The sequence below is a fragment of the Gillisia limnaea DSM 15749 genome, assembly GCF_000243235.1.
Taxonomy (GTDB): domain Bacteria; phylum Bacteroidota; class Bacteroidia; order Flavobacteriales; family Flavobacteriaceae; genus Gillisia; species Gillisia limnaea.
This window is the reverse complement of sequence record NZ_JH594606.1, coordinates 1,357,732-1,379,373: the sequence shown is the minus strand read 5'-3', so window position 1 is coordinate 1,379,373 and position 21,642 is coordinate 1,357,732. Positions and strand designations below refer to the sequence as shown.

At 38.1% G+C, this 21,642-nt stretch carries 20 protein-coding genes; 10 read left to right on the top strand and 10 right to left on the bottom strand.

Features of this window, described 5'->3' with window-relative positions; translation table 11 throughout:
• Positions 1–8: 8 nt before the first annotated feature.
• From cdd to GILLI_RS07970, 8 genes are all read left to right on the top strand, one after another.
• Complete coding sequence (gene cdd / locus GILLI_RS08005) at positions 9–491, top strand: cytidine deaminase (RefSeq protein ID WP_006988595.1); 483 nt, start codon at positions 9–11, stop codon at positions 489–491.
• Positions 492–597: 106 nt separating this feature from the next.
• A complete protein-coding gene (pdhA, locus tag GILLI_RS08000) occupies positions 598–1,599 on the top strand; it encodes a pyruvate dehydrogenase (acetyl-transferring) E1 component subunit alpha (RefSeq protein ID WP_006988594.1) in 1,002 nt (333 codons plus the stop codon).
• 3 nt (positions 1,600–1,602) lie between these two features.
• Entirely contained in the window at positions 1,603–3,282 is a 1,680-nt protein-coding gene (locus GILLI_RS07995) for a pyruvate dehydrogenase complex dihydrolipoamide acetyltransferase (RefSeq protein WP_006988593.1), read from the top strand.
• 71 nt (positions 3,283–3,353) lie between these two features.
• Positions 3,354–4,352: a M20/M25/M40 family metallo-hydrolase gene (locus GILLI_RS07990; protein ID WP_006988592.1), complete on the top strand. Its 999-nt coding sequence runs from the start codon at positions 3,354–3,356 to the stop codon at positions 4,350–4,352.
• A gap of 2 nt (positions 4,353–4,354) precedes the next feature.
• Positions 4,355–5,035: an SDR family NAD(P)-dependent oxidoreductase gene (locus GILLI_RS07985; RefSeq protein WP_006988591.1), complete on the top strand. Its 681-nt coding sequence runs from the start codon at positions 4,355–4,357 to the stop codon at positions 5,033–5,035.
• 11 nt (positions 5,036–5,046) lie between these two features.
• Positions 5,047–5,646: a SprT-like domain-containing protein gene (locus GILLI_RS07980; RefSeq protein WP_006988590.1), complete on the top strand. Its 600-nt coding sequence runs from the start codon at positions 5,047–5,049 to the stop codon at positions 5,644–5,646.
• A 28-nt stretch (positions 5,647–5,674) separates the two neighbouring features.
• On the top strand, positions 5,675–6,763 hold the full coding sequence (locus GILLI_RS07975; protein WP_006988589.1) for a mannose-1-phosphate guanylyltransferase: 1,089 nt from the start codon (positions 5,675–5,677) through the stop codon (positions 6,761–6,763).
• Between the two features lie 2 nt (positions 6,764–6,765).
• The gene (locus GILLI_RS07970; RefSeq protein ID WP_006988588.1) at positions 6,766–8,202 is read left to right on the top strand and encodes a DUF389 domain-containing protein; all 1,437 of its coding nucleotides are present in this window, start codon (positions 6,766–6,768) and stop codon (positions 8,200–8,202) included.
• Here GILLI_RS07970 and GILLI_RS07965 read toward each other — a convergent pair whose 3' ends face one another.
• Both GILLI_RS07965 and GILLI_RS07960 read right to left on the bottom strand, forming a co-directional pair.
• Positions 8,203–8,967 carry an ABC transporter ATP-binding protein gene (locus GILLI_RS07965; protein WP_006988587.1) on the bottom strand — a complete coding sequence of 255 codons (765 nt, stop codon included), beginning with the start codon at positions 8,965–8,967 and terminating at the stop codon, positions 8,203–8,205.
• Complete coding sequence (locus tag GILLI_RS07960) at positions 8,967–9,704, bottom strand: MlaE family ABC transporter permease (protein WP_006988586.1); 738 nt, start codon at positions 9,702–9,704, stop codon at positions 8,967–8,969. Before GILLI_RS07960 ends, GILLI_RS07965 begins: the two co-directional genes overlap by 1 nt.
• Positions 9,705–9,820: 116 nt before the next feature.
• Between GILLI_RS07960 and pafA the strand changes: the two genes are divergently transcribed.
• On the top strand, positions 9,821–11,470 hold the full coding sequence (gene pafA / locus GILLI_RS07955; RefSeq protein ID WP_006988585.1) for an alkaline phosphatase PafA: 1,650 nt from the start codon (positions 9,821–9,823) through the stop codon (positions 11,468–11,470).
• Positions 11,471–11,494: 24 nt separating this feature from the next.
• Here pafA and GILLI_RS07950 read toward each other — a convergent pair whose 3' ends face one another.
• The 4 genes from GILLI_RS07950 to gcvP form a co-directional block, all read right to left on the bottom strand.
• Entirely contained in the window at positions 11,495–12,343 is an 849-nt protein-coding gene (locus GILLI_RS07950) for a glycosyltransferase family 2 protein (RefSeq protein ID WP_006988584.1), read from the bottom strand.
• A gap of 92 nt (positions 12,344–12,435) precedes the next feature.
• Complete coding sequence (locus GILLI_RS07945; RefSeq protein WP_006988583.1) at positions 12,436–12,957, bottom strand: methyltransferase domain-containing protein; 522 nt, start codon at positions 12,955–12,957, stop codon at positions 12,436–12,438.
• 1 nt (position 12,958) lies between these two features.
• Positions 12,959–14,017, bottom strand: coding sequence for a 3-oxoacyl-ACP synthase III family protein (locus tag GILLI_RS07940; protein ID WP_006988582.1), 1,059 nt, complete (start codon positions 14,015–14,017; stop codon positions 12,959–12,961).
• A 182-nt stretch (positions 14,018–14,199) separates the two neighbouring features.
• Complete coding sequence (gcvP, locus tag GILLI_RS07935; protein ID WP_006988581.1) at positions 14,200–17,049, bottom strand: aminomethyl-transferring glycine dehydrogenase; 2,850 nt, start codon at positions 17,047–17,049, stop codon at positions 14,200–14,202.
• Positions 17,050–17,183: 134 nt separating this feature from the next.
• On the opposite strand from gcvP, the gene GILLI_RS07930 reads away from it, so the two are divergent.
• The gene (locus GILLI_RS07930) at positions 17,184–18,002 is read left to right on the top strand and encodes a UbiA prenyltransferase family protein (RefSeq protein WP_006988580.1); all 819 of its coding nucleotides are present in this window, start codon (positions 17,184–17,186) and stop codon (positions 18,000–18,002) included.
• Here the strand turns inward: GILLI_RS07930 and GILLI_RS07925 are convergent.
• From GILLI_RS07925 to purE, 4 genes are all read right to left on the bottom strand, one after another.
• Positions 17,995–18,249: a hypothetical protein gene (locus tag GILLI_RS07925; protein ID WP_006988579.1), complete on the bottom strand. Its 255-nt coding sequence runs from the start codon at positions 18,247–18,249 to the stop codon at positions 17,995–17,997. The genes GILLI_RS07930 and GILLI_RS07925 overlap by 8 nt on opposite strands.
• Positions 18,250–18,801, bottom strand: a complete 552-nt coding sequence (locus GILLI_RS07920) for a sigma-70 family RNA polymerase sigma factor (RefSeq protein WP_006988578.1) — start codon at positions 18,799–18,801, stop codon at positions 18,250–18,252.
• Between the two features lie 106 nt (positions 18,802–18,907).
• Positions 18,908–20,944 (bottom strand): M3 family metallopeptidase, encoded by a 2,037-nt coding sequence (locus GILLI_RS07915; protein ID WP_006988577.1) that lies wholly within the window; start codon positions 20,942–20,944, stop codon positions 18,908–18,910.
• Positions 20,945–21,156: 212 nt separating this feature from the next.
• Positions 21,157–21,642, bottom strand: coding sequence for a 5-(carboxyamino)imidazole ribonucleotide mutase (gene purE, locus GILLI_RS07910; protein WP_006988576.1), 486 nt, complete (start codon positions 21,640–21,642; stop codon positions 21,157–21,159).

The following is a 21,642-nucleotide window of genomic DNA, read 5'->3' as shown; positions in this document are numbered from 1 at the left end:
AATATTTAATGAAATCAATTACGATTACTTCTAATTTGGATATCTACGATTCTTTCGAAGACATTCCTGCAGAAATAAAAGAATTAATGGAAGCGGCCATAGAGGCGAGGGATAAGGCGTATGCTCCTTATTCAAAATTCCACGTGGGAGCTGCGATATTGTTGGATAATAGTGAAATTATTACCGGAAGCAACCAGGAAAATGCTTCGTATCCTTCAGGACTTTGTGCAGAGCGTACTGCGATTTATTATGCGAACGCCAAATATCCTGATGCAATAATCAAAACACTTGTGATCTCTGCCAAATCCTTAATGCACAGCATGATTACTCCTGTGCCACCCTGTGGAGCCTGCCGCCAGGCTATTGCCGAGTATGAGGTCAAACAGGATGAACCTATAGAGATGTATTTTATGGGCGCGAGCGGAAAAGTTGTAAGGTCTGAATCTTTAAAGAATTTACTGCCATTAGCCTTCGATAATACCTTTCTATAACGTTTTCGTTTTTTTAATATTAAAACTGTTTTCCATTCTTACTGAAAATAGTATTTTTGTTATCCGCCAGACAAAATCCACTGTCCGGTCTTAAATTTATTTGTAAATGAAGAAAATTACCAAAGCCACCTATTTAAAGTGGTACGAGGATATGCTGTTTTGGCGCAAGTTTGAAGATAAACTGGCGCAGGTTTATATTCAGCAAAAAGTAAGGGGGTTCCTGCACTTGTACAACGGTCAGGAAGCTATTTTGGCCGGATCTTTACACGCTATGGATCTTACCAAAGATAAAATGATCACAGCCTATAGGAACCACGTACAACCTATTGGTATGGGTGTTGATCCAAGACGTGTGATGGCAGAACTTTACGGAAAAAAGACCGGTACTTCCCAGGGATTGGGGGGTTCTATGCACATCTTTTCTAAAGAACACCGCTTTTATGGAGGTCACGGAATTGTAGGTGGACAAATTCCTTTGGGAGCAGGTCTTGCATTTGCGGATAAATATTTTAAACGGGATGCGGTAACCCTAACTTTTTTGGGCGATGGTGCCGCCAGGCAGGGTGCTCTTCATGAAACTTTGAATATGGCCGTTAATTGGAATTTGCCGGTAGTGTTCTGTGTAGAAAATAATGGTTATGCAATGGGTACATCTGTAGCCCGTACTTCAAAGAGTACCGAAATCTGGAAATTAGGAAATGGTTATGAAATGCCTTGTGGTCCTGTAGATGCGATGAATCCTGTAAAAGTTGCAGAGGCTATGGATGAGGCCATAACCAGAGCTCGTAAGGGAGATGGTCCTACATTTTTGGAATTGAAGACGTACCGGTATAGAGGTCATTCTATGAGTGATGCCCAAAAATACCGAACAAAAGATGAGGTAGCAGAGTATCAGAAAATCGATCCAATTACCCAGGTACTGGATGTTATAAAAGATAAAAAATACGCCACAGATAAGGAGATCAAAGAAATAGATAAGCGTGTAAAGGATTTAGTGAGCGAGTGCGAAAAATTCGCTGATGAATCTGATTACCCGGATAAAAATGTGATGTATGATGTGGTTTATGAGCAAAAGGATTATCCATTCTTATCAACTAAAATAGAGTAAATTATGGCTGAAGTTATAAATATGCCGAGATTGAGCGACACCATGGAAGAAGGTGTGGTCGCAAAATGGCTGAAGAAAAAAGGGGATAAAGTAGAAGAAGGCGATATTTTAGCTGAAATTGAAACTGATAAGGCCACGATGGAATTCGAGTCCTTTTATGATGGAGTTTTGCTGCACATTGGTATCGAGGAAGGGGAAACAGCTCCTGTAGATACACTTTTAGCCATTATTGGTGAAGAAGGCGAGGATATTTCTGCATTGTTAAAAGGTGGTGAAAAATCTGAAGATAAATCCAGCGAAGCGCCAAAAGCAAAAAAAGAAGATAAATCTGAGAAGAAAACTGAGGAAACTGATTCTGATGACGAGTCTGATGAAGAGTCTGATGAAGAGTCTGGTGCCGGAGATATCCCTGAAGGGGTCGAGGTTATCAACATGCCGCGATTGAGTGATACCATGGAAGAGGGTACAGTTGCTAAATGGATCAAGAAAGAAGGTGATAAAGTAGAGGAAGGTGATATTTTAGCTGAAATTGAAACAGATAAAGCTACGATGGAATTTGAATCTTTCTACGATGGCGTGCTTCTTAAAATTGGAATCCAGGAAGGTGAAACCGCTAAAGTGGATAGCCTTCTGGCGATAATTGGTCCCGAAGGAACCGATGTTTCTAATATTGGTAAATCTTCTGGCGCACCAAAAGAAAAATCTTCAAAAGCCAAAGAAGAAGAGTCAGCTAATTCTGATAAGGATACTTCAGAAGAAAGCAAAAAAGAAACGAAAACAAAGGATGGTGGTCGAATCTTTGTTTCTCCTCTTGCCAAAAAGATGGCCGAGGACAAAGGTTTCGATCTGGCCGATATTGATGGTTCCGGTGAAAATGGCCGTATTGTCAAAAAAGATATTGAAAGCTATAAGCCTTCAGAAAAAACAGCTTCAGCACCTGCGACCGCAGAGAAAACGGCAGCTGAAAAACCTGCCGTCAAACCGTATGTCCCTGCCGGGGAAGAGGAATTTGAGGATATAAAAAATTCTCAAATGCGCAAAACCATTGCGAAACGATTGGGGGAATCTAAATTTACTGCTCCTCATTATTACCTTACTATCGAGGTGAACATGATGATAGCAATGGCTTCAAGAGTACAGATCAATGAATTGCCAGATGTGAAAGTATCCTTTAATGATATGGTGATCAAAGCTTCGGCTATGGCGCTGCGAAAACATCCAAGGGTTAATTCACAATGGACAGGGGAGAACACGAAAATTGCGAAGCATATCCATATGGGTGTGGCTGTAGCGGTAGAAGATGGACTTGTAGTGCCTGTGCTTAAATATGCAGATCAAATGTCTATGACTCAAATTGGAGCCAATGTAAAGGATCTTGCAGGGAAAGCACGGAATAAAAAACTACAACCCCAGGAAATGGAAGGAAGTACATTTACGGTTTCAAATCTTGGAATGTTTGGAATTACTGAATTTACTAGTATCATAAATCAACCCAATTCAGCAATACTTTCTGTAGGAGCTATCGTGGAAAAGCCAGTTGTGATGAACGGTCAAATAGTTGTTGGAAATACCATGAAAGTTACTCTGGCCTGCGATCACAGGACCGTAGATGGAGCGACTGGAGCAGCATTTCTTCAGACTTTAAAAAACTACCTGGAAAACCCGGTAACAATGCTTGCTTAAATATTTTTCAAAATCGGAATAAATCTATACAAAATCCCGCTCTATGGCGGGATTTTTTTATCTTTAACTTTATGAGAAAAAATATATTTAAAATTAGTGTATTTGCGGCCTTGATCACATTAGGCTCCTGTAATTCTGCAAAGAATTCTAATAATGATAAAGTGATAATTTCAGAAAATATTCAAAGCACAACTCTTTCTGATATTACAATAAGCGAATCATCGGTAAAAGAAAAACTGGAATTCCTAGCTTCAGATGAACTAAAGGGACGTCAAACCGGTACTGAGGGAATTGATAAAGCTGCGGGTTATATCGAAGCCTTTTTCAAAGAAAACAATATTAAACCTTACTATGAAACCTACAGGGATTCTTTTGAAGTTGCCGATAGAACCGGTTTTAACGTCATTGGTTTTCTGGAAGGAAACGATCCGGAACTGAAAAAGGAATTTATAATCCTGGGTGCCCATTATGACCATATTGGGATAGGCAAAGCTGTGGGTAATGATTCCATTGCAAATGGCGCTAATGACAATGCTGCAGGAACGGTTGCCGTAATGGAGCTGGCCAGTCAATTTTCAAAATTGAACAATAATAAAAGAAGCCTTCTTTTTATACTTTTTTCTGCAGAAGAAATGGGGTTAGAGGGCGCAAAGCATATATCTAAACGTTTAAATTCCGAAGATCTTGACCTGTACGCGATGGTAAACTTCGAAATGATTGGAGTTCCAATGGAAGGTAAAGATCATCTTGCTTATCTAACAGGATATGAAAATTCCAATTTAGCTGAAAAATTTAATGAATATTCTGAAGCTGAAATCCTTGGGTTTTTGCCACAAGCCAAAGAATACAATCTTTTTAAACGAAGTGATAATTATTCTTTTTATGAGGAATTTAAGGTGCCTGCTCAAACCATAAGCACATTTGATTTTACCAATTATGAGTATTACCATCATGTTTCTGATGAAGCCGAAAAAATGGACATTTCTCATATGGCAAATCTCATTGAAAAAGTTATCCCAGGACTGCTTAAAATGACAAATACTTCAGAGAAAGAAATAAAACTCAATTAATAATGAAGCATATAGTAATTACTGGTGCCAGCCGCGGAATAGGGCTGGAAATGGTAAAATTATTTACAAATACAGGACATAAGGTGTTGGCTTTATCCAGAAACATTCAGCCTGTGCAAGAATTGGAACTTGAAAATGTAACTGCTTTATCCTGCGATATCACCAAGGAAGATTCCTTGCAGGAGGTTTATGGATTTGTTCAGTCAAAATGGAAAAGAGTAGATGTATTGGTCAACAATGCCGGAGCAATTCTTAATAAACCTTTTAAAGAATCCAGTATGGAGGAGTTTAAAAGGATTTATGACACCAATGTGTTTGGAGTAGTTGGATTAATTCAAAAACTTCTTCCCTTCATGGATAAAGCCGGACATGTTGTGAATATTAGCAGTATGGGTGGAGTACAGGGGAGTATGAAGTTTCCGGGACTTTCTGCTTATAGCTCAAGCAAAGGAGCGCTTATTAGCCTTACAGAAATGCTGGCTGAAGAATATAAAGAGGACGGTCCCTCATTTAATGTACTTGCTCTTGGTGCCGTGCAAACCGAAATGCTGGAAGAGGCTTTTCCGGGATATAATGCACCGATAAAGGCAGAGGAAATGGCACAGTATATTGTAGATTTTAGTTTAACAGCGAATAAATATTACAACGGAAAACTGTTACAGGTTTCCAATAGTACTCCCTAGGTAAAAAATGGATGAGTGATATATTAGAAAAATACCTTCCAAGTCATGCAGTATCTCCCGTTTTTGAGATGGTCAAGGAACATCGGGTCCATCTCAAAATTGTAAACGAGCGGGTAACACGACATGGAGATTATAGAAGAATGCCCGATGGAATTCATCAAATAACTGTAAATGCCAATTTGAATGAATACAGGTTTCTAATAACTTTAATCCATGAGATATCCCATTTATTGGCATTTGAGAGATTTGGAAGAGCTATTAAACCACATGGGAATGAGTGGAAATTTACGTTTCAGCAAATGATGTTGCCATTTATAAGACCTGAGATTTTTCCAATTCAATTGTTACCAATAATTGCAAATCATTTTAAAAACCCGAAGGCAAGCAGTGATACAGATGCACACCTTTCTGTAGCCCTCAAAAAATTTGACCCCGAGAATGACAAAAATTATATTTTTGAGCTTCCCACCGGAGGACTGTTCAAAATTTATAATGGAAAAGTTTTTAAAAAAGGCCAAAAGCTCAGGAAACGATATGAATGTCTTGAAGTGGAAACAGGAAAGGTATATCTTTTCCAGCCTAATGCCCAGGTGGAATTGTTGGTAGGGTAAGGTTTTCTTCAATTTTAAATTTATTAGAATGGATAATTATAATAAGGATTATTATGCGGTAATAATGGCCGGAGGAGTGGGTTCCAGGTTTTGGCCGGTAAGTACTGCTGCGTTTCCAAAACAATTCCACGATATGATGGGTTCCGGGGAAACCTTGCTACAGCGCACATTTAAGCGGCTCGCACATGTGGTTCCAAGGGAAAACATCCTTATTCTTACCAATCAAAGTTACCTGGATCTTGTAAAGGAGCAATTGCCCAACATTACTACTGCTCAAATTATACTCGAACCTGCATTGCGCAACACCGCACCGTGTATATTGTTGTCCGCATTAAAGATCAATAAGCAGAATGAGAATGCGGTGATGGTGGTTATTCCCAGTGATCACTGGATACAACAACAGGAAAATTTTATCAAGGATATAAAAAAGTCGTTTGAAGAGGCTTCCCGTGAAAATATATTGATCACTCTTGGAATTAAACCTACTACTCCCAATACAGGATTTGGATATATTAAATATGAAAAAGAAGAAGGTAAAAGTTTTTATAGAGTAGATAAATTCACTGAAAAGCCGAGCCTTCGTAACGCCAAAAAATTCCTTGAAGAAGGGAATTATTTATGGAATGCAGGAATTTTTATTTGGAAGGTTTCCTTTATTATTGATTCATTTTCAAAGTATCAGCCGGAAATGCTAGGGCTTTTTGAAAAAGGAATCGAAAAACTGAACAGTACTGAGGAAGAAGAATTTATTGAAGAAACATATCCGGAAACCCAGAATATTTCTGTTGATTATGCAGTAATGGAAAAATCGGATGCCGTACGTGTGAAACCGGCTTCATTTGACTGGAATGACCTTGGGACCTGGGGGGCATTATATCAAGAACTTGCAAAGGACAAAGATGAAAATGCAGTAATAAGCGCTCATTTATTTCCAATGGGCTCAAAAAGGAATTTAATCTATACCCACAAGCCAAAAGTGGTAGTCGTAGATGGGCTTGATGATTATATTATAGTGGATGATATGGAAGTTTTAATGATTGTTCCAAAAGAAAAGGAACAGGAGATCAAAGAGATCAGGAGCAAAGTGATGGAGAAATTTGGTGAAAATTTAGGATAAATATGGAAAATAAGGATAATTTCAGTAGTGAAACTCCGCTACAGGATCCTAAAAAAAATGAGTTTTCACAGGTAGGTGGGATATGGGTAAGTGTTAAGGCATTTGTATCAGAATTGCTGGATATAAGGCATGATACCGATAGAGAATCAACTTTAGAAGCTATTAAAAAGGATATTTCCTTTAAAGGGCATAATGCGTGGATCCTAATCTTTTCCATATTTGTGGCCTCTATAGGTTTAAACGTAAGCAGTACCGCGGTTGTGATTGGAGCGATGCTTATTTCTCCTCTTATGGGACCTATTGTGGGTGTAGGATTATCTGTAGCCATCAATGATGTGGAGACTTTAAAAAAATCTTTTATCAATCTTGGGGTGATGGTATTTCTTAGTGTATTAACAGCCTACATCTATTTTTTGATTTCTCCAATAACAGAAGAAACCCCGGAATTAATCGCCCGGACATATCCTACAATTTTGGATGTACTGGTAGCCATATTTGGTGGACTGGCTTTGATTGTAGCTAAAACAAAAAGGGGCACCATTGCAAGTGTGATTTTTGGAGTAGCTATCGCGACGGCACTTATGCCTCCTTTGTGTACCGTTGGTTATGGTCTTGCAATTGGAAACTGGGCATATGCAGGGGGGGCAATCTACCTCTTTTCCATTAACGCTGTCTTTATAGCGCTTACTACATTTGTAGTCTCTAAACTGCTTAATTTTCCTTTGGTAAAATATGTAAACAGTAAAAGAAGAAAGCGCACGGCCCAAATTGCATCCACGATCGCTATTATTGTAATGATCCCGAGTATTATTCTTTTTGTAAACCTTTTACAGAAACAATTTTTTGAAACGAGTGCGAAGGAATTCCTGACGGAAGTTGTACGGTATACCGGAACAGAGAAAATTAAAACTGCTCTGGATTATAATAAAAATGAGATTGAGGTTTATTTAATAGGGGCTCCGGTGCCTGAAGAAACCATTCAAACCTGGAAAGAACAATTAAAGGATGTCAAAGCTCTTAATGAATCTACGCTTATCGTGCATCAGGGTTCCGGTGCAAATGGTGATATGGCCTTGCTGTCTACCCAGGTTCGAACTGGGATTCTGGAGGATTTGTATGTAAAGAATCAGGAAGTAATTGAAAATAAAGATTCCAAAATTTCACTTTTAGAAAATGAGTTGCTCAAATATAAGCAGGGGGATTTTTCATTTAAAGAGATTAGCGAGGAAGTAAAAGTGAATTATTCTAATATATCCAATTTGAGCTTTGCTAATATGATTTCTACTAACTTTTCAAAAATAGATACAATTCCCACATTTAATATCACCTGGAAACAAAATATTAATAGTAGAATAAAAAATGCCGAGGCTGAAAAAATTCAGAAATGGTTAACCCTTAGGTTAAAACTAGATACCCTGGCGGTAAAATCCCTGAATTAATTAGAGACCCTGATTTTGCGCTTCCCGCACTTTTTTAAATAAATCGGATGTGTAAACGAAATCTGTTACCGTTTTGTCATCGGTTTTGAAAATTTGGGTTTTGTCACCTTTCCATGCCAATACTCCGTCTTTTAGAAAAGCTATATTCTCTCCAATTTCCAGTAAGGAATTCATGTCGTGGGTAATAATTACAGTAGTGATATCGTATTCTACGGTGATATCGTGAATAAGGTTGTCTATAATGGTTGCCGTATGTGGATCCAGACCGGAATTTGGCTCATCACAAAACAAATATTTAGGTTTATTAACTATTGCACGGGCTATGGCAACCCTTTTTTGCATTCCTCCACTTATTTCTGAAGGGAATTTTTTTGCCGAATCTTCCAGGTTAACTCTTTTCAAGACCTCATTCACCCTTTCGTGCAAATCCTTCTTTCTTTTTTTCGTGAACATTCTTAACGGAAACATAACATTCTCTTCCACTGTCATGGAATCAAACAAAGCCCCTCCCTGAAATAACATTCCTATTTCCTGCCTAAGTGCCCGCTTTTCTTCATCGGTAAAATCTGAATAAGAATTGCCATCGTATTCAATAGTTCCCTCCTCTGGCGTGAAAAGTCCCAACATACATTTCAAAAGGACACTTTTTCCTGATCCGGATTGGCCAATGACAAGATTGGTTTTGCCGGTCTCAAAAACAAAGTCAATTCCTTTTAAAATCTCTTCGTCCCCAAATCTCTTTTTTAAATTTTTAATCTCTATCATTAGCTAAGTAATAATTGGGTTACAATATAATTGGTAACGATAATGACCACACTGGTCCACACGAATGAAGTGGTGCTGGCCTTTCCTACCTCCAGGGATCCACCAGTCATATAATAACCATGGTAAGCAGGAATGGTTGCAAGAATTAATGCAAACAGAAAGGTTTTAAAAAATGCGTAAAATAATTGAAAGCCTTCAAAATCGGTTTGAAGTCCTTCGATGAATTCTTCGGCTCCAACAAAACCACCAAGTACGGCAGCAGAATAAGCTCCTACTATCCCCAAAAACATAGATAAGGCAATCACAAAGGGATATGTGAGCATTGCAATGATTTTAGGAAAAATCAAATAATTGAGAGAATTCACTCCCATGACTTCCAGGGCATCTATTTGTTCTGTAACCCTCATAGAGCCAATGCTGGATGTTATAAAAGACCCTACTTTCCCAGCCATAATAATAGAGATAAATGTAGGGGAGAATTCAAGAATAATCGATTGCCTTGCAGCAAATGCAATCAGGGTTTTTGGAATTAAGGGATTGTTAAGGTTTAATGCCGTTTGCAGGGCAACAACACCACCAATAAAAAAGGATAGAAAAGCAACGATGCCTAATGAGCCAATAATAAGTTGATCTATCTCTTTGAATATAAGCTCTTTTAAAACAGATCGTTTGGTCATTCTGCCAAATACGCCCTTTAACATTAAAAAGTATTCACCAATCGAATTGAGGTACCTCATCTATGAATTTTTGTAAAGCTAAAATACTAAATTTTACGGGGAAACAATTTAACGTAGAATTAAACTTAAACCCCCAGTATTTAGTAAATTTGAGGACCGATATTTTAATTATACCTATGAAAAATTACGTGTTACTTTTTGCTTTTTTCTTATGCTTTACGTCATTGTTTGCTCAAACCCCAAAAAAATCACCTATCGATAATGAAAAACCTAAACTTGTAGTTGGTATTGTAGTAGATCAAATGCGCTATGATTATATCACGCGCTTTTGGAATAAATATGGCCAGGAAGGATTTAAAAGGCTAATAAATGAAGGCTATTCTTTTAAAAATAACCATTTTAATTATATTCCTACCTACACTGCCCCGGGACACGCTTCTGTTTTTACGGGTACAACCCCTCAAAACCATGGAATAATAGGAAATGGATGGTATAATAAGTTTGAAAAAAAGGAAGTATATAATGCCGGCGACGATTCTGTTGAGTCCGTAGGAACTTCTACCGATGCAGGTAAAATGTCGCCACATCGAATGATCGCGACTACGGTGGCAGATGAAAATAGATTGTTCACCCAAATGAAGGGTAAAACCATAGGAGTAGGTATAAAGGATCGTGGAGCTATTTTACCTGCCGGACATACTGCCAATGCAGCATATTGGTTTCACGGGAGTGATGAAGGAAAATGGATTACCAGTACCTTTTACATGGAAAAATTACCGAATTGGGTAAATGAATTTAATAATTCAGGAAAAGCAGCTTCGTACATAAAAACGTGGAATACTCTGGGTGATATTGAAGCCTATACAGAAAGTGGACCCGATCTCAACGATTTTGAAGAAGGCTTCGACGGACAAACCACTTTTCCTTATGATCTGGCAGCACTTTCAACAGAAAAGAACAAATTTGAGCGTGTGAAAATTTCGCCCTTTGGAAATACCCTTACTACAGATTTTGCCATTGCAGCTATGAAAGCTGAAGATCTTGGAAAAGATGATCATACAGATTTTCTTACCGTAAGTTATTCCAGTACAGATTATATAGGACATAATTTTGGTGTAAATTCCAAGGAGGTTCAGGATACATATTTGCGTCTTGATCTTGATCTTGCCAGGTTATTGGCCGCCCTGGATGAACAGGTTGGAGAAGGGAATTACACCTTGTTTTTAACTTCGGATCATGGTGGGGTGGACGTTCCCTCGTATTTAAAAACGGTGAATGTCCCATCTGGTTATTTTGACAATGAAGAGTTTGAAACCAAGTTGGAAAATTTTGTTGAGGAAGAATTTGATAATGCAGATCTCATTGAAAAAGTGTATAATTCCCAGATTTTCTTTGATTATACAGCACTTCAGGAAGCAGATATTAGAGCATCTGATCTTGAAAACGCACTTGCACATTTTATTTTACAATATCCACAGGTGAATAATGTCTATACCAGAACTCAAATGCAAAGTGCAACTTTTTCTGAAGGAACAGCACAATTGGTTCAAAATGGGTTTAATCAAAAACGAAGTGGAGATGTTATTATGGTATTGAAACCTTCGGTGATTTCCTATTCTGTAACGGGGTCTACTCACGGGAGCGGATTTAATTATGACACCCATGCCCCTCTTATTTTCTTCGGAAACGGTGTGCCTCAGGGAAGTACGTTCAAGCATTCTGAAATTATAGATATTGCCCCCACGATTTCGGCAATTCTTGGCATTTCAAATCCCAATGCGGCAACGGGAACACCTCTTTATATTATGTTAGATAAGAATAAGTAACAATTCTATTCCTTTTATAAATTCTCAAAATATTTTGCGCCGCATTTTTTGCCAGCGTAAATTCCTTATAAAGCGGCCTTCTTCTTCGGAAACAAGAAAGGGCTGCTTTTCTTTTTTTGCCTTAAAATAGCCGCTTAGGTAATTGTTGAATAAACCAAAATTCCTTTTTAAATATGCCAGCTTAACGGAAGCGATCAGGGTGATTGAAAATCCATACCGAAGTCGGTAAAAGGCTTCTCCCTGTTTATATTTAGAAGTGAGGTTATAGCTGGCGCCGGTGGGCTTTAAATGATTCACCCTTAATTCCGTGTCGGTTTTTATCTTCCAGCCGTGAAATTGAGCGAGAAGCTCATCTGCAGTGTCCCAGCCCATCGCAGGCCGAAGTTGGCCAATATCCAAAAAGCATTCTTTCCTGTACGCTTTTAATGCGCCCCGAATATGGTCCTTATCGGTAAGATTTTCTAACACCCAATTCCCGTTTTTAAGAATGGTGCAAAAACCCCCTGCCATCCCGGTTGAAGTATCTTCTTCAAATAGGTTGATTATGCTTTCAAGATAATTTTCAGGAAAAACCAAATCTGCATCAAATTTACAGATGATGTCATAATCTTCATCCAGGGTTTTATAACCTTGATTGAATGTGCGAATTACTTTACCTCCGGGAGAATGTTCCCCTTCCGAAGTGGTGTTTACAAGGGATATGAAGTCGTATTTTTCAGCAAAATTCAGGATGATTTCCTTAGTTAAGTCTGTAGATTGATCGTTTACAACTACAATCTTTTCCGGAAGCCTGGTTTGTGCTACCAAAGACTGAAGTGTTTTTCCTATAAACTCAGCCTCGTTATATGCAGGAATTACGATATATAGTTTCAAGAAAGCGATTGTTTTTTGCTAAAATACAATAATCTGATTAGCGAAAATTGGAGAATATCGGGAAATTCGAACGGAAGGACCTACTTAAATTTCTAAGGCCTTTCGGCATAAACCGCGTAATAACGCGGGGTAAATTTTCGAAGCAAGGGCCGGAAACCGATTTTGTTTACGGGGTTGGTCCATTTTTCACGTTTTTTAATCACCCATCCTGCTTTTTCCAAAAGCCAGTCGAATTGCCAGTCTTCAAATTCGTGAAAATGCCGGTCTCTTAAATCGGTTTTATTTTGGTAGGCATTAGAAAACCATACTTTTAAAGGAACGGTAGCAACCAGTTTTTTAGCCTGAATATCTTTTAAAATAATGAAGGGAGCCACCAGGTGCTCAAAAATTTCAAAAGCAGTTACAAGATCGTATTCATTCGATTTTACAGCATTTGTATCAAGGTCGAGGTCTTCACCCTTGGTATTGGTAACCTGATACTTGTTTTGTTTCATTATTTCAGAAAAAGGATTTCCCACTCCCAGATCCAGAATTTTTGCTGGGGGAGGAACGTTTTCTTCTAAAAATTCCAGGGTTTTTTTAAATCTTTTGGTAGGAAAGGTCTTTTCGTACATGTTAGTATTGATATACGATGGTGTTAACATTCATTCCGGCACCAACGCTGGCCAGAATAATAACATCCCCTTTTTTTAATTCCTGATCTTTTATTTTTCCGCGTATCACAAGATCCAATAATGTAGGTACAGTGGCTACGCTGCTATTTCCCAATTCCTGGATGCTCATTGGCATTACGTTTTCCGGGACAGGAAGTTTATGTAATTTGTAAAAACGTTTTATTATGGCGTCATCCATTTTTTCATTGGCCTGATGGATAAATATTTTCCTGACATCACCAATTGTTTTACCGCTGTTTTCCAGACAAGTTTTCATCGCGCCGGGAACCTGGGTAAGGGCAAATTCGTAGATCTTGCGACCATTCATTTTAATATAGCGGGTATCTTCAACCTCCCCCGGAAGATTCGATTTCCCGAAAAAGATATGATTGGCTTCCTGATATGCGTATGTAGCCGATTCGTGGGCTAAAATTCCACCTGCTTCATCCGAAATTTCCAGCACTGTTGCTCCTGCGCCATCTGAAAAGATCATAGAATCCCGGTCATACCTATCTACAACCCTGGAAAGCGCTTCTGCGCCAATTACCAGACATTTCTTTGCCATTCCGCATTTTATAAAAGCTTGCGCCTGTATAACCCCTTCGATCCAGCCCGGACAGCCAAACAACACATCATATCCAACACATTTTGGATTTTTTATCTTTAGATTATGTTTAACCCGGGTAGCAATGCTGGGTACGGTATCGCTTTGAACACTTCCGGATCTTACGTCTCCGTAGTTATGAGCAACAATTAAATAATCGAGAGTTTCAGGGTCGATTCCCGCATCTTCAATCGCTCTTTGTGCAGCAACCGTCGCCATATCTGAAGTGCTTAAATTCTCTTCCAAATACCTGCGTTCTTCAATTCCAGTGATTGCTTTGAATTTTTCAATAGTAACCTCATTTGCATGAGGGAATGCAGATCCGTCGGTATTCCTGAATTCTTGCTTTAAAAAGTCTGAATTCTTTCTTTTTAAGTTAGGAATAAAACTGCCTATACCTGTTATTTTAATACTCATTGAGACGACTTAAATTTGTGAATTCTTTAACTAAATTACTAAAAGCAATTTTAGTTTAGACCAGCAAAGTGGAAAAAATATTCTTATTTGTAGTATTGATGTTTTACGCTGAAAATATCATTAACAATTAAATTATTATGCAGTTCTTATAAGAATCTTTCAAACATTAATTACAATTTTCTTTAAGCTTCCATATACTCTTCGATAGGATCACAGGTGCATATTAAATTTCTGTCTCCATAAGCATCATCCACTCTTCTTACAGTTGGCCAGAATTTATTATCGGCTACATACTCCAAAGGAAAAGCTGCCTGTTTTCTGCTGTATGGGAATTCCCAGGTTTCGGCAGTAAGCATAGGCATTGTATGGGGTGCATTTTTTAAAATATTGTTTTCATCCTCTGTGGAAGATTCACTTATTTCCTGTCTTATAGAAATTAAAGCATCACAAAAACGGTCCAGTTCTGCCTTGCTTTCACTTTCTGTAGGTTCGATCATTAAAGTTCCGGCAACCGGGAAAGATACTGTTGGAGCGTGAAATCCATAATCTATAAGTCTTTTGGCGATATCGACTACTTCAATTCCGTTGTTTTTAAACGGACGGCAATCCAAGATCATCTCATGAGCTGCTCTTCCACGTTCTCCGGAATATAAGGTTTGATAATGTTCTTTTAAGCGGGCTTTTATATAATTGGCATTTAGGATCGCATATTCTGTTGCTTTCTGCAAACCTTTACTCCCTAACATGGTGATATATCCGTAAGAAATAAGACATACTAAAGCGGATCCCCAGGGTGCTGAAGAAATTGCGGTAATTGCATGTTCTCCACCGGTTTTGATCACCGGATTTCCCGGCAAAAATGGTAGTAGTTGCTTTGCAACACATATTGGACCTACTCCTGGGCCACCACCACCATGTGGAATCGCAAAAGTTTTATGAAGGTTCAGGTGGCAAACATCGGCACCAATGGCACCGGGATTTGTGAGTCCTACCTGTGCATTCATATTTGCGCCATCCATATAAACCTGTCCGCCATTCTCATGAATTAGCGCTGTAACCTTCCGGATGGAAGATTCAAAAACTCCGTGGGTGGAGGGGTAAGTAACCATCAATGCGGCTAAATTATCCTTGTGTTTTATTGCTTTTTCCCTTAGATCGTCAAGATCTATATTTCCTTCTTTGGTTGCTTTTGTCACCACAACCTTCATACCGGCCATTACTGCAGATGCAGGATTGGTACCGTGAGCTGATGACGGGATAAGGCAAATATTCCTGTGAGAATCTCCTCTGGATTCGTGATATGCGCGAATAACCATTAAGCCCGCGTATTCTCCCTGAGCTCCGGAATTTGGCTGTAAGGAAGTACCTGCAAAACCTGTGATCTCAGTAAGTTGGTCTTCCAGTTTTTTTAATACGATCTGGTAACCTTCGGCCTGTTCTACAGGTGCAAAAGGGTGAATGTTCCCCCATTTTGGATTGCTTAAAGGAAGCATCTCTGAAGCTGCATTTAGCTTCATCGTACAAGATCCCAAAGCGATCATTGAGTGGTTAAGGGAAAGATCCTTACGTTCCAGTTTTTTGATGTAACGCATCAATTCAGTTTCAGAATGATAGGAATTAAAGACCTCATTGGTAAGATATTCCTTCTTTCTTTCAATCTCCTTCGGAATTGTTGTGCCCTCTTCCAGTTTTTCTATAGTTGATTTAGATTTATCTGCAGCTTCAGAAAAAACAGCAACAATTTTATTCAAATCTGGAATATTGGTTGTTTCATTAAGTGCAATAACAACTGTTTCAGAATCCGGATAATAGAAGTTGATCTTATTTTTTTCAGCAATAGGTTTTATAGCTGAAGCATTAGCTTTTATTTGAATGGTATCGAAATAAGAGGGATTTACCTGCTCATAACCTAATTCCTTCAGCTTTTGCTCTAAAGTTACTGCCGATGAATGCACAGTATCTGCAATATATTTTAAACCTTTAGGACCATGATAAACCGCATACATACCGGCCATAACAGCTAATAAAACCTGGGCAGTACAAATATTGGATGTCGCCTTGTCGCGTTTTATATGCTGCTCCCTTGTTTGAAGTGCCATTCTTAGGGCACGGTTGCCATTCATGTCTTTTGTAACCCCAATAATCCTTCCGGGGATACTTCGTTTATATTCTTCTTTAGTTGCAAAATAAGCCGCGTGCGGTCCACCGTATCCTAATGGAATTCCAAAACGTTGGGTGGTTCCAACAACAACATCAACTCCAAGTTCTCCCGGAGCCTGTAATTTTACCAGACTTAGAATATCTGCCGCAACTACAGTTTTAATCTCGGTTTCTTTACATTTTGCAACAAACTGGGTGTAATTGTGAACAACACCAGATTTTCCAGGATATTGAAGAATTGCTCCAAAATATTCCGTGGAAAAATCAAATTCTGAATGATCTCCAATAACCAATTCTATTCCTAGCGGTATGGCTCTTGTTTTTAATAAAGAGATGGTTTGAGGCAGTACTTCTTCAGAAACAAAGAACTTTATAACCTCATTTTTCTTCTGTTCACGCTCCCTAACAGCAAAAAGCAACGCCATAGCCTCGGCTGCAGCGGTAGATTCATCCAGTAGAGATGCATTTGCCAGTTCCATGCCGGTAAGATCACTTACCATAGTTTGAAAATTAAGCAATGCTTCCAGTCTTCCCTGTGCAATTTCTGCCTGGTACGGAGTGTAGGCAGTGTACCATCCTGGATTTTCCAAAACATTACGTTGAATAACAGCGGGCAAAATAGCCTGATGATATCCTAAACCTATATAGGTTTTAAAAACTTTATTTAAAGAAGCTAATTCCCCAATATGTTGGGCATATTCATTTTCGCTTAATGCTGCAGGCAGATCCAGCGGATTTTTTAAGCGGATATCATCCGGAATAGTTTCGTAAATTAACCGATCTAAAGTTGGGACACCCACAGTGGAAAGCATGTCTTGTAATTCAAGTTCATCAGGGCCAATATGTCTTAGGGCAAAAGAATCTGTTCTCATTAAAATAAAGTTGTGTTTTGTGCTGCAAAATTACATATTTAAACGTAGATTTTTAGCATTTCAGACAACCAACTTGTTAAGATTTTCATGAAACCTTATAACGAAGTTTTTTATTCAAAAAGCCGATTGAAAAGATGCTAAAAAGAGCGTTTGATTTTTATTTAAACAGCAGTATTCATGTTTCTTTAGCTGTAGTCTGCCTTACGGCAATAACCTTTCAAAGCCTGGATATTTCTTTGAGGCAAAATTTTCTTTTTTTTGTTTTTTTCGGAACAATCACAGGATATAACTTTGTGAAGTATGCAGGAATTGCGAAACTTCATCATAGAAGCCTGGCAAAAAACCTCCGGATTATTCAGATCTTCTCCTTGATTTGCTTCCTTACATTTATCTATTTCTCATTTCTACAGCCGGTTGCGGTTTTGATATTTGCCGGAATAATGGGTGTTTTCATCCTTTTGTATGCAATTCCCGTATTTAGCGAAAATAGAAATTTAAGAGGGCTAAATGGGGTTAAGGTATATGTAATTGCTTTTGTAGTGTCGGGAGTTACAGTTATAATGCCTGCTTTTTCTTCTGGGAACTCCTTACAGTGGGATCTTTTTCTCGAATTTTTCCAAAGGTTTTGTTTTGTCATTGTTGTAATGCTGCCATTTGAAATAAGGGATTTAAAATTTGATATGATACAATTGGGAACCATTCCTCAAAGATTAGGAGTAAAAGGCTCAAAAATATTCGGGGCCATCCTGATAGGATTTTTTATTTTGACGGAATTTTTGAAGCAGGAGACTTCCTTGCCTGAAGTGTTAAGTGTAGTAATTGTAGGATTAATAGCTTTTATTTTTCTGAAGAAATCCAGGATCAACCAGGGAGAATTCTATTCTTCGTTTTGGGTGGAAGCAATCCCGATTTTTTGGTGGTTGACCCTAAGTGTTTTAGAAATTCTTATTTAGTTGATTGATTTTTAATTTCCTCTTTCCAAACCTTTTTTTCATCTTCAGAACAGGTTTTCAGGTTAGATTTTGCAATAAGTTTGGTGAGTTTTGTGTTTTTCTTAGTATAATTTTTGCAGGGTTTACAAAGCAAGATATGCAAATGAATTTTGATCTTTTCATAAAACGATGCTTCGTTGTATTGTGCCTTATCGCAGTTAAATGCAGCTTCTGAACAGTCGATAAATAATGATTTTCTTTTTGTCATTTAAAACCAGTTTTTTTCCAAACATTGAGCTAGGGTAGTTCTCGCTCTGTGGATTATAACCCAAAGGTTAGACGGAGTGATATTAAACTCATTACATATAGCTTCCGTATCAAGACCTTCAATGGTCTTCATTCTAAAAATTTCAGCCTGTTTTTTCGTCAGCTGTTCCATGCAATCCAGAATTGCAAGGCCCAGTTCTTCATTTTCCATGATATCTTCAGCGGTCTTGTCAAACCTATCCGGAGCCTGTTCTTCCAGCCAGTCTCCTTCATTGGAATCATCGCTGTAATTTATTTTTACTTCTGCCCGCCCTTTCTTAGAATTGATCTTTCTGTAATAGTCGATAATTTTGCGCTTCAAAATCGAGATAAGCCAGGTGCGTTCGGTAGCTTCTCCTTTAAAATTTTTCATGGATTTTAAACCCGCCAGAAAAGTTTCGGAAATTAAATCATGCGCAAGTTCCCTGTCATTTACCCTTACAATAGTGAAATTGAAGAGGTAATCGGAATATTTATCTACCCATTTTGTTGGGTCGATTTGATTTGTAGCCATAGGCATTTAACATAATATCCCCAAAAATAGCAAAAAGTTGGACCGAACGGGGGAAAAATCTAAAGATTAAATGTTAGTAATTTTACCGCTAACCTATATTGCTCTGTTATTTTTTCATTAATCCGGCTCTTTTCAATAAAGCGTCGGGTTGAGGTTCTTTCCCTCTAAAACGTTTATACAATGTCATTGGATGTTCTGTTCCTCCCCGGGAAAGCACATGATCTCTAAATCTTTGTGCAACCTCCCTGCTGAAAATTCCATTTTCCTGAAAATATTCAAAGGTGTCTGCATCGAGAACTTCCGCCCATTTATAGGAATAATAACCAGAAGAATAACCTCCCTGAAAGATATGAGAAAACGAAGTACTCATACAATTCTCAGGTACATTTGGATATAATTTTGTAGGTTCAAAGGCGGCATCTTCATGGGTTTTGATATCTTTTATATTTGAAGGATCAATTCCATGCCAGCTCATATCCAGCATACCGAAGCTTATTTGTCTCACAGTTGCTATTCCTTCATGAAAATTGGCGGCTTTTTTAATTTTTTCAATAAGATCCTCCGGAATAATTTCTCCGCTTTCGTAGTGTTTTGCAAAGATTTGAAGCGCCTCCTGCTCATAACACCAGTTTTCCAGCATTTGACTTGGTAACTCTACAAAATCCCAGTAAACGCTCGTTCCGGAAAGGCTTGGGTAAGTAGTATCTGCAAGCATTCCATGCAAGGCATGTCCAAATTCGTGAAACAGGGTTGTAACCTCATTAAAGGTTAATAATGAAGGCGATTTTTTGGTGGGCTTTGTGAAATTGCAAACAATGGAAATATGAGGTCTGAAGTTTTTATCATTTCGTATATACTGTGGGCGATAAACGGTCATCCAGGCACCATCTCTTTTTCCCGGACGGGGGTGAAAATCGGCATAAAACAACGCAACCGGATTGTTCTCTCCATCTGTTACCTGATATGTTTTTACATCGGGATGATAGGTGTCAATTCCTAAAACTTCATCAAAATTAAGTTCATATAATTTATTTGCAACCTCAAAAACGCCGTTGATGACATTTTCCAGTTTGAAATAGGGTTTCAGTTTTTCGTCGTCGAGATCAAAAAGTTTTTGTTTCAATTTCTCTCCGTAGTAAGCCGAATCCCATTTTTCAAGACGATCGATTTGATCAAGTGCTATGGCGAAATTCTCAAGTTCACTAAATTCCCGTTGTGCGGCGGGTTTTGCTTTTGTCAATAATTCCGAGAGGAAAGATTTTACTTTTTCCGGTTTTTCTGCCATTCGTTCCTCCAAAACAAAATCTGCATGCGTTTCGAATCCTAGAAGCCGGGCTCTTTGATACCTTAAATTAACTATTTGAAGTACATTTTGCTTATTATCCAGTTCGTCATTGTGAAAACCTTTTGCGCCAAAAGCAAGTGCCAGTTCTTTTCGAAGTTCTCTGTTTTTAGCATATTTCATAAAGGGGATATAGCTTGGATATTCCAGCGTAAAGATCCAACCTTTCTTGTTTTTTTCTGTTGCAGTTGCTTCAGCTTCTTCTTTTACAGATTCTGGCAAGCCTTCAAGATCGCTTTCTTTGGTGATAAGAAGTTCAAACCTATTGGTCTCAGCTAGAACATTCTCTCCAAATTTTAAGCTTAAAGTAGATAAGTGTTTATCTATTTCCCGTAGTTCTTTCTTTTTGGCTTCAGAAAGATTGGCTCCGTTTCTTAAAAATGCTTTGTATTTTTTATCCAGCAACATTTGCTGTTCTATAGTAAGCTCAAGGGATTCCCTTTGTAAATAAACCGTTTTAACTCTTTCAAAAAGTGCCTTATTCAGGATAACATCATTTTTAAATTCAGAAAGAACCGGTGAAACCTCCTGAGCGATCTTCTGAATTTCGTCATTGGTCTCGGCTGAATTCAGATTATAGAAGATACTTGTCACCAAATCCAGTTGCTTCCCCGAAAATTCCAGAGTTTCAATGGTGTTTTTAAAAGTTGGAATCTCTTTTGAGGAAGTAATTTCGTCAATTTCGGACATTGCAATTTCAATGGATCTCAAAATTGCAGGTTTAAAATGTTCATTTTTTATTTTGGAAAACGGCGCAAAAGAAAACTCCAGGAGTAATGGGTTATCAAATAAAGTTGGCATATTTTAATTTTTTTATAACGTATTTGGTAAATATTTTAACATTTTTGATTGTGATATATTGAAAATTTATATATTTGTAACTTTCAAACGGTATAAGATTATAGAAAAGTAGTTACTTAAGTACGTTTAGATTAATATATTTAGAATGGTTAATAAATAATATTTTTAGGCAAAACAGTACTACTGAGGGAGACCACGCTTGCGTGGTCTTCTTATTTTTTTAATTCTTTTGCACCTTCTATAACTTTCTGTTTTAAGCCTTCTTTATAAAACAAAACCTTGTCCAACATACATTTATCTGTAGCACCAATTATTTGAGCCGCAAGAATCCCTGCGTTTTTGGCACCATTCAATGCTACGGTAGCTACGGGAACACCGCCGGGCATTTGTAAAATGGAAAGGACAGAATCCCAGCCATCTATAGAATTGGTGGATTTTACGGGGACCCCAATTACCGGAAGGGGAGATAAGGATGCAATCATACCAGGTAAATGTGCGGCTCCACCTGCCCCGGCAATAATGACATTGATCCCACGGGTATGAGCATTTTTACCGTAATCAAATAATTTTTCAGGTGTACGATGTGCCGAAACGATATCCACCTCTACCTCAATATCAAATTCTTTTAGTATATCTATGGCATCCTGCATAACCGGTAAGTCGCTGGTGCTTCCCATTATTACTGCTACTTTACTCAT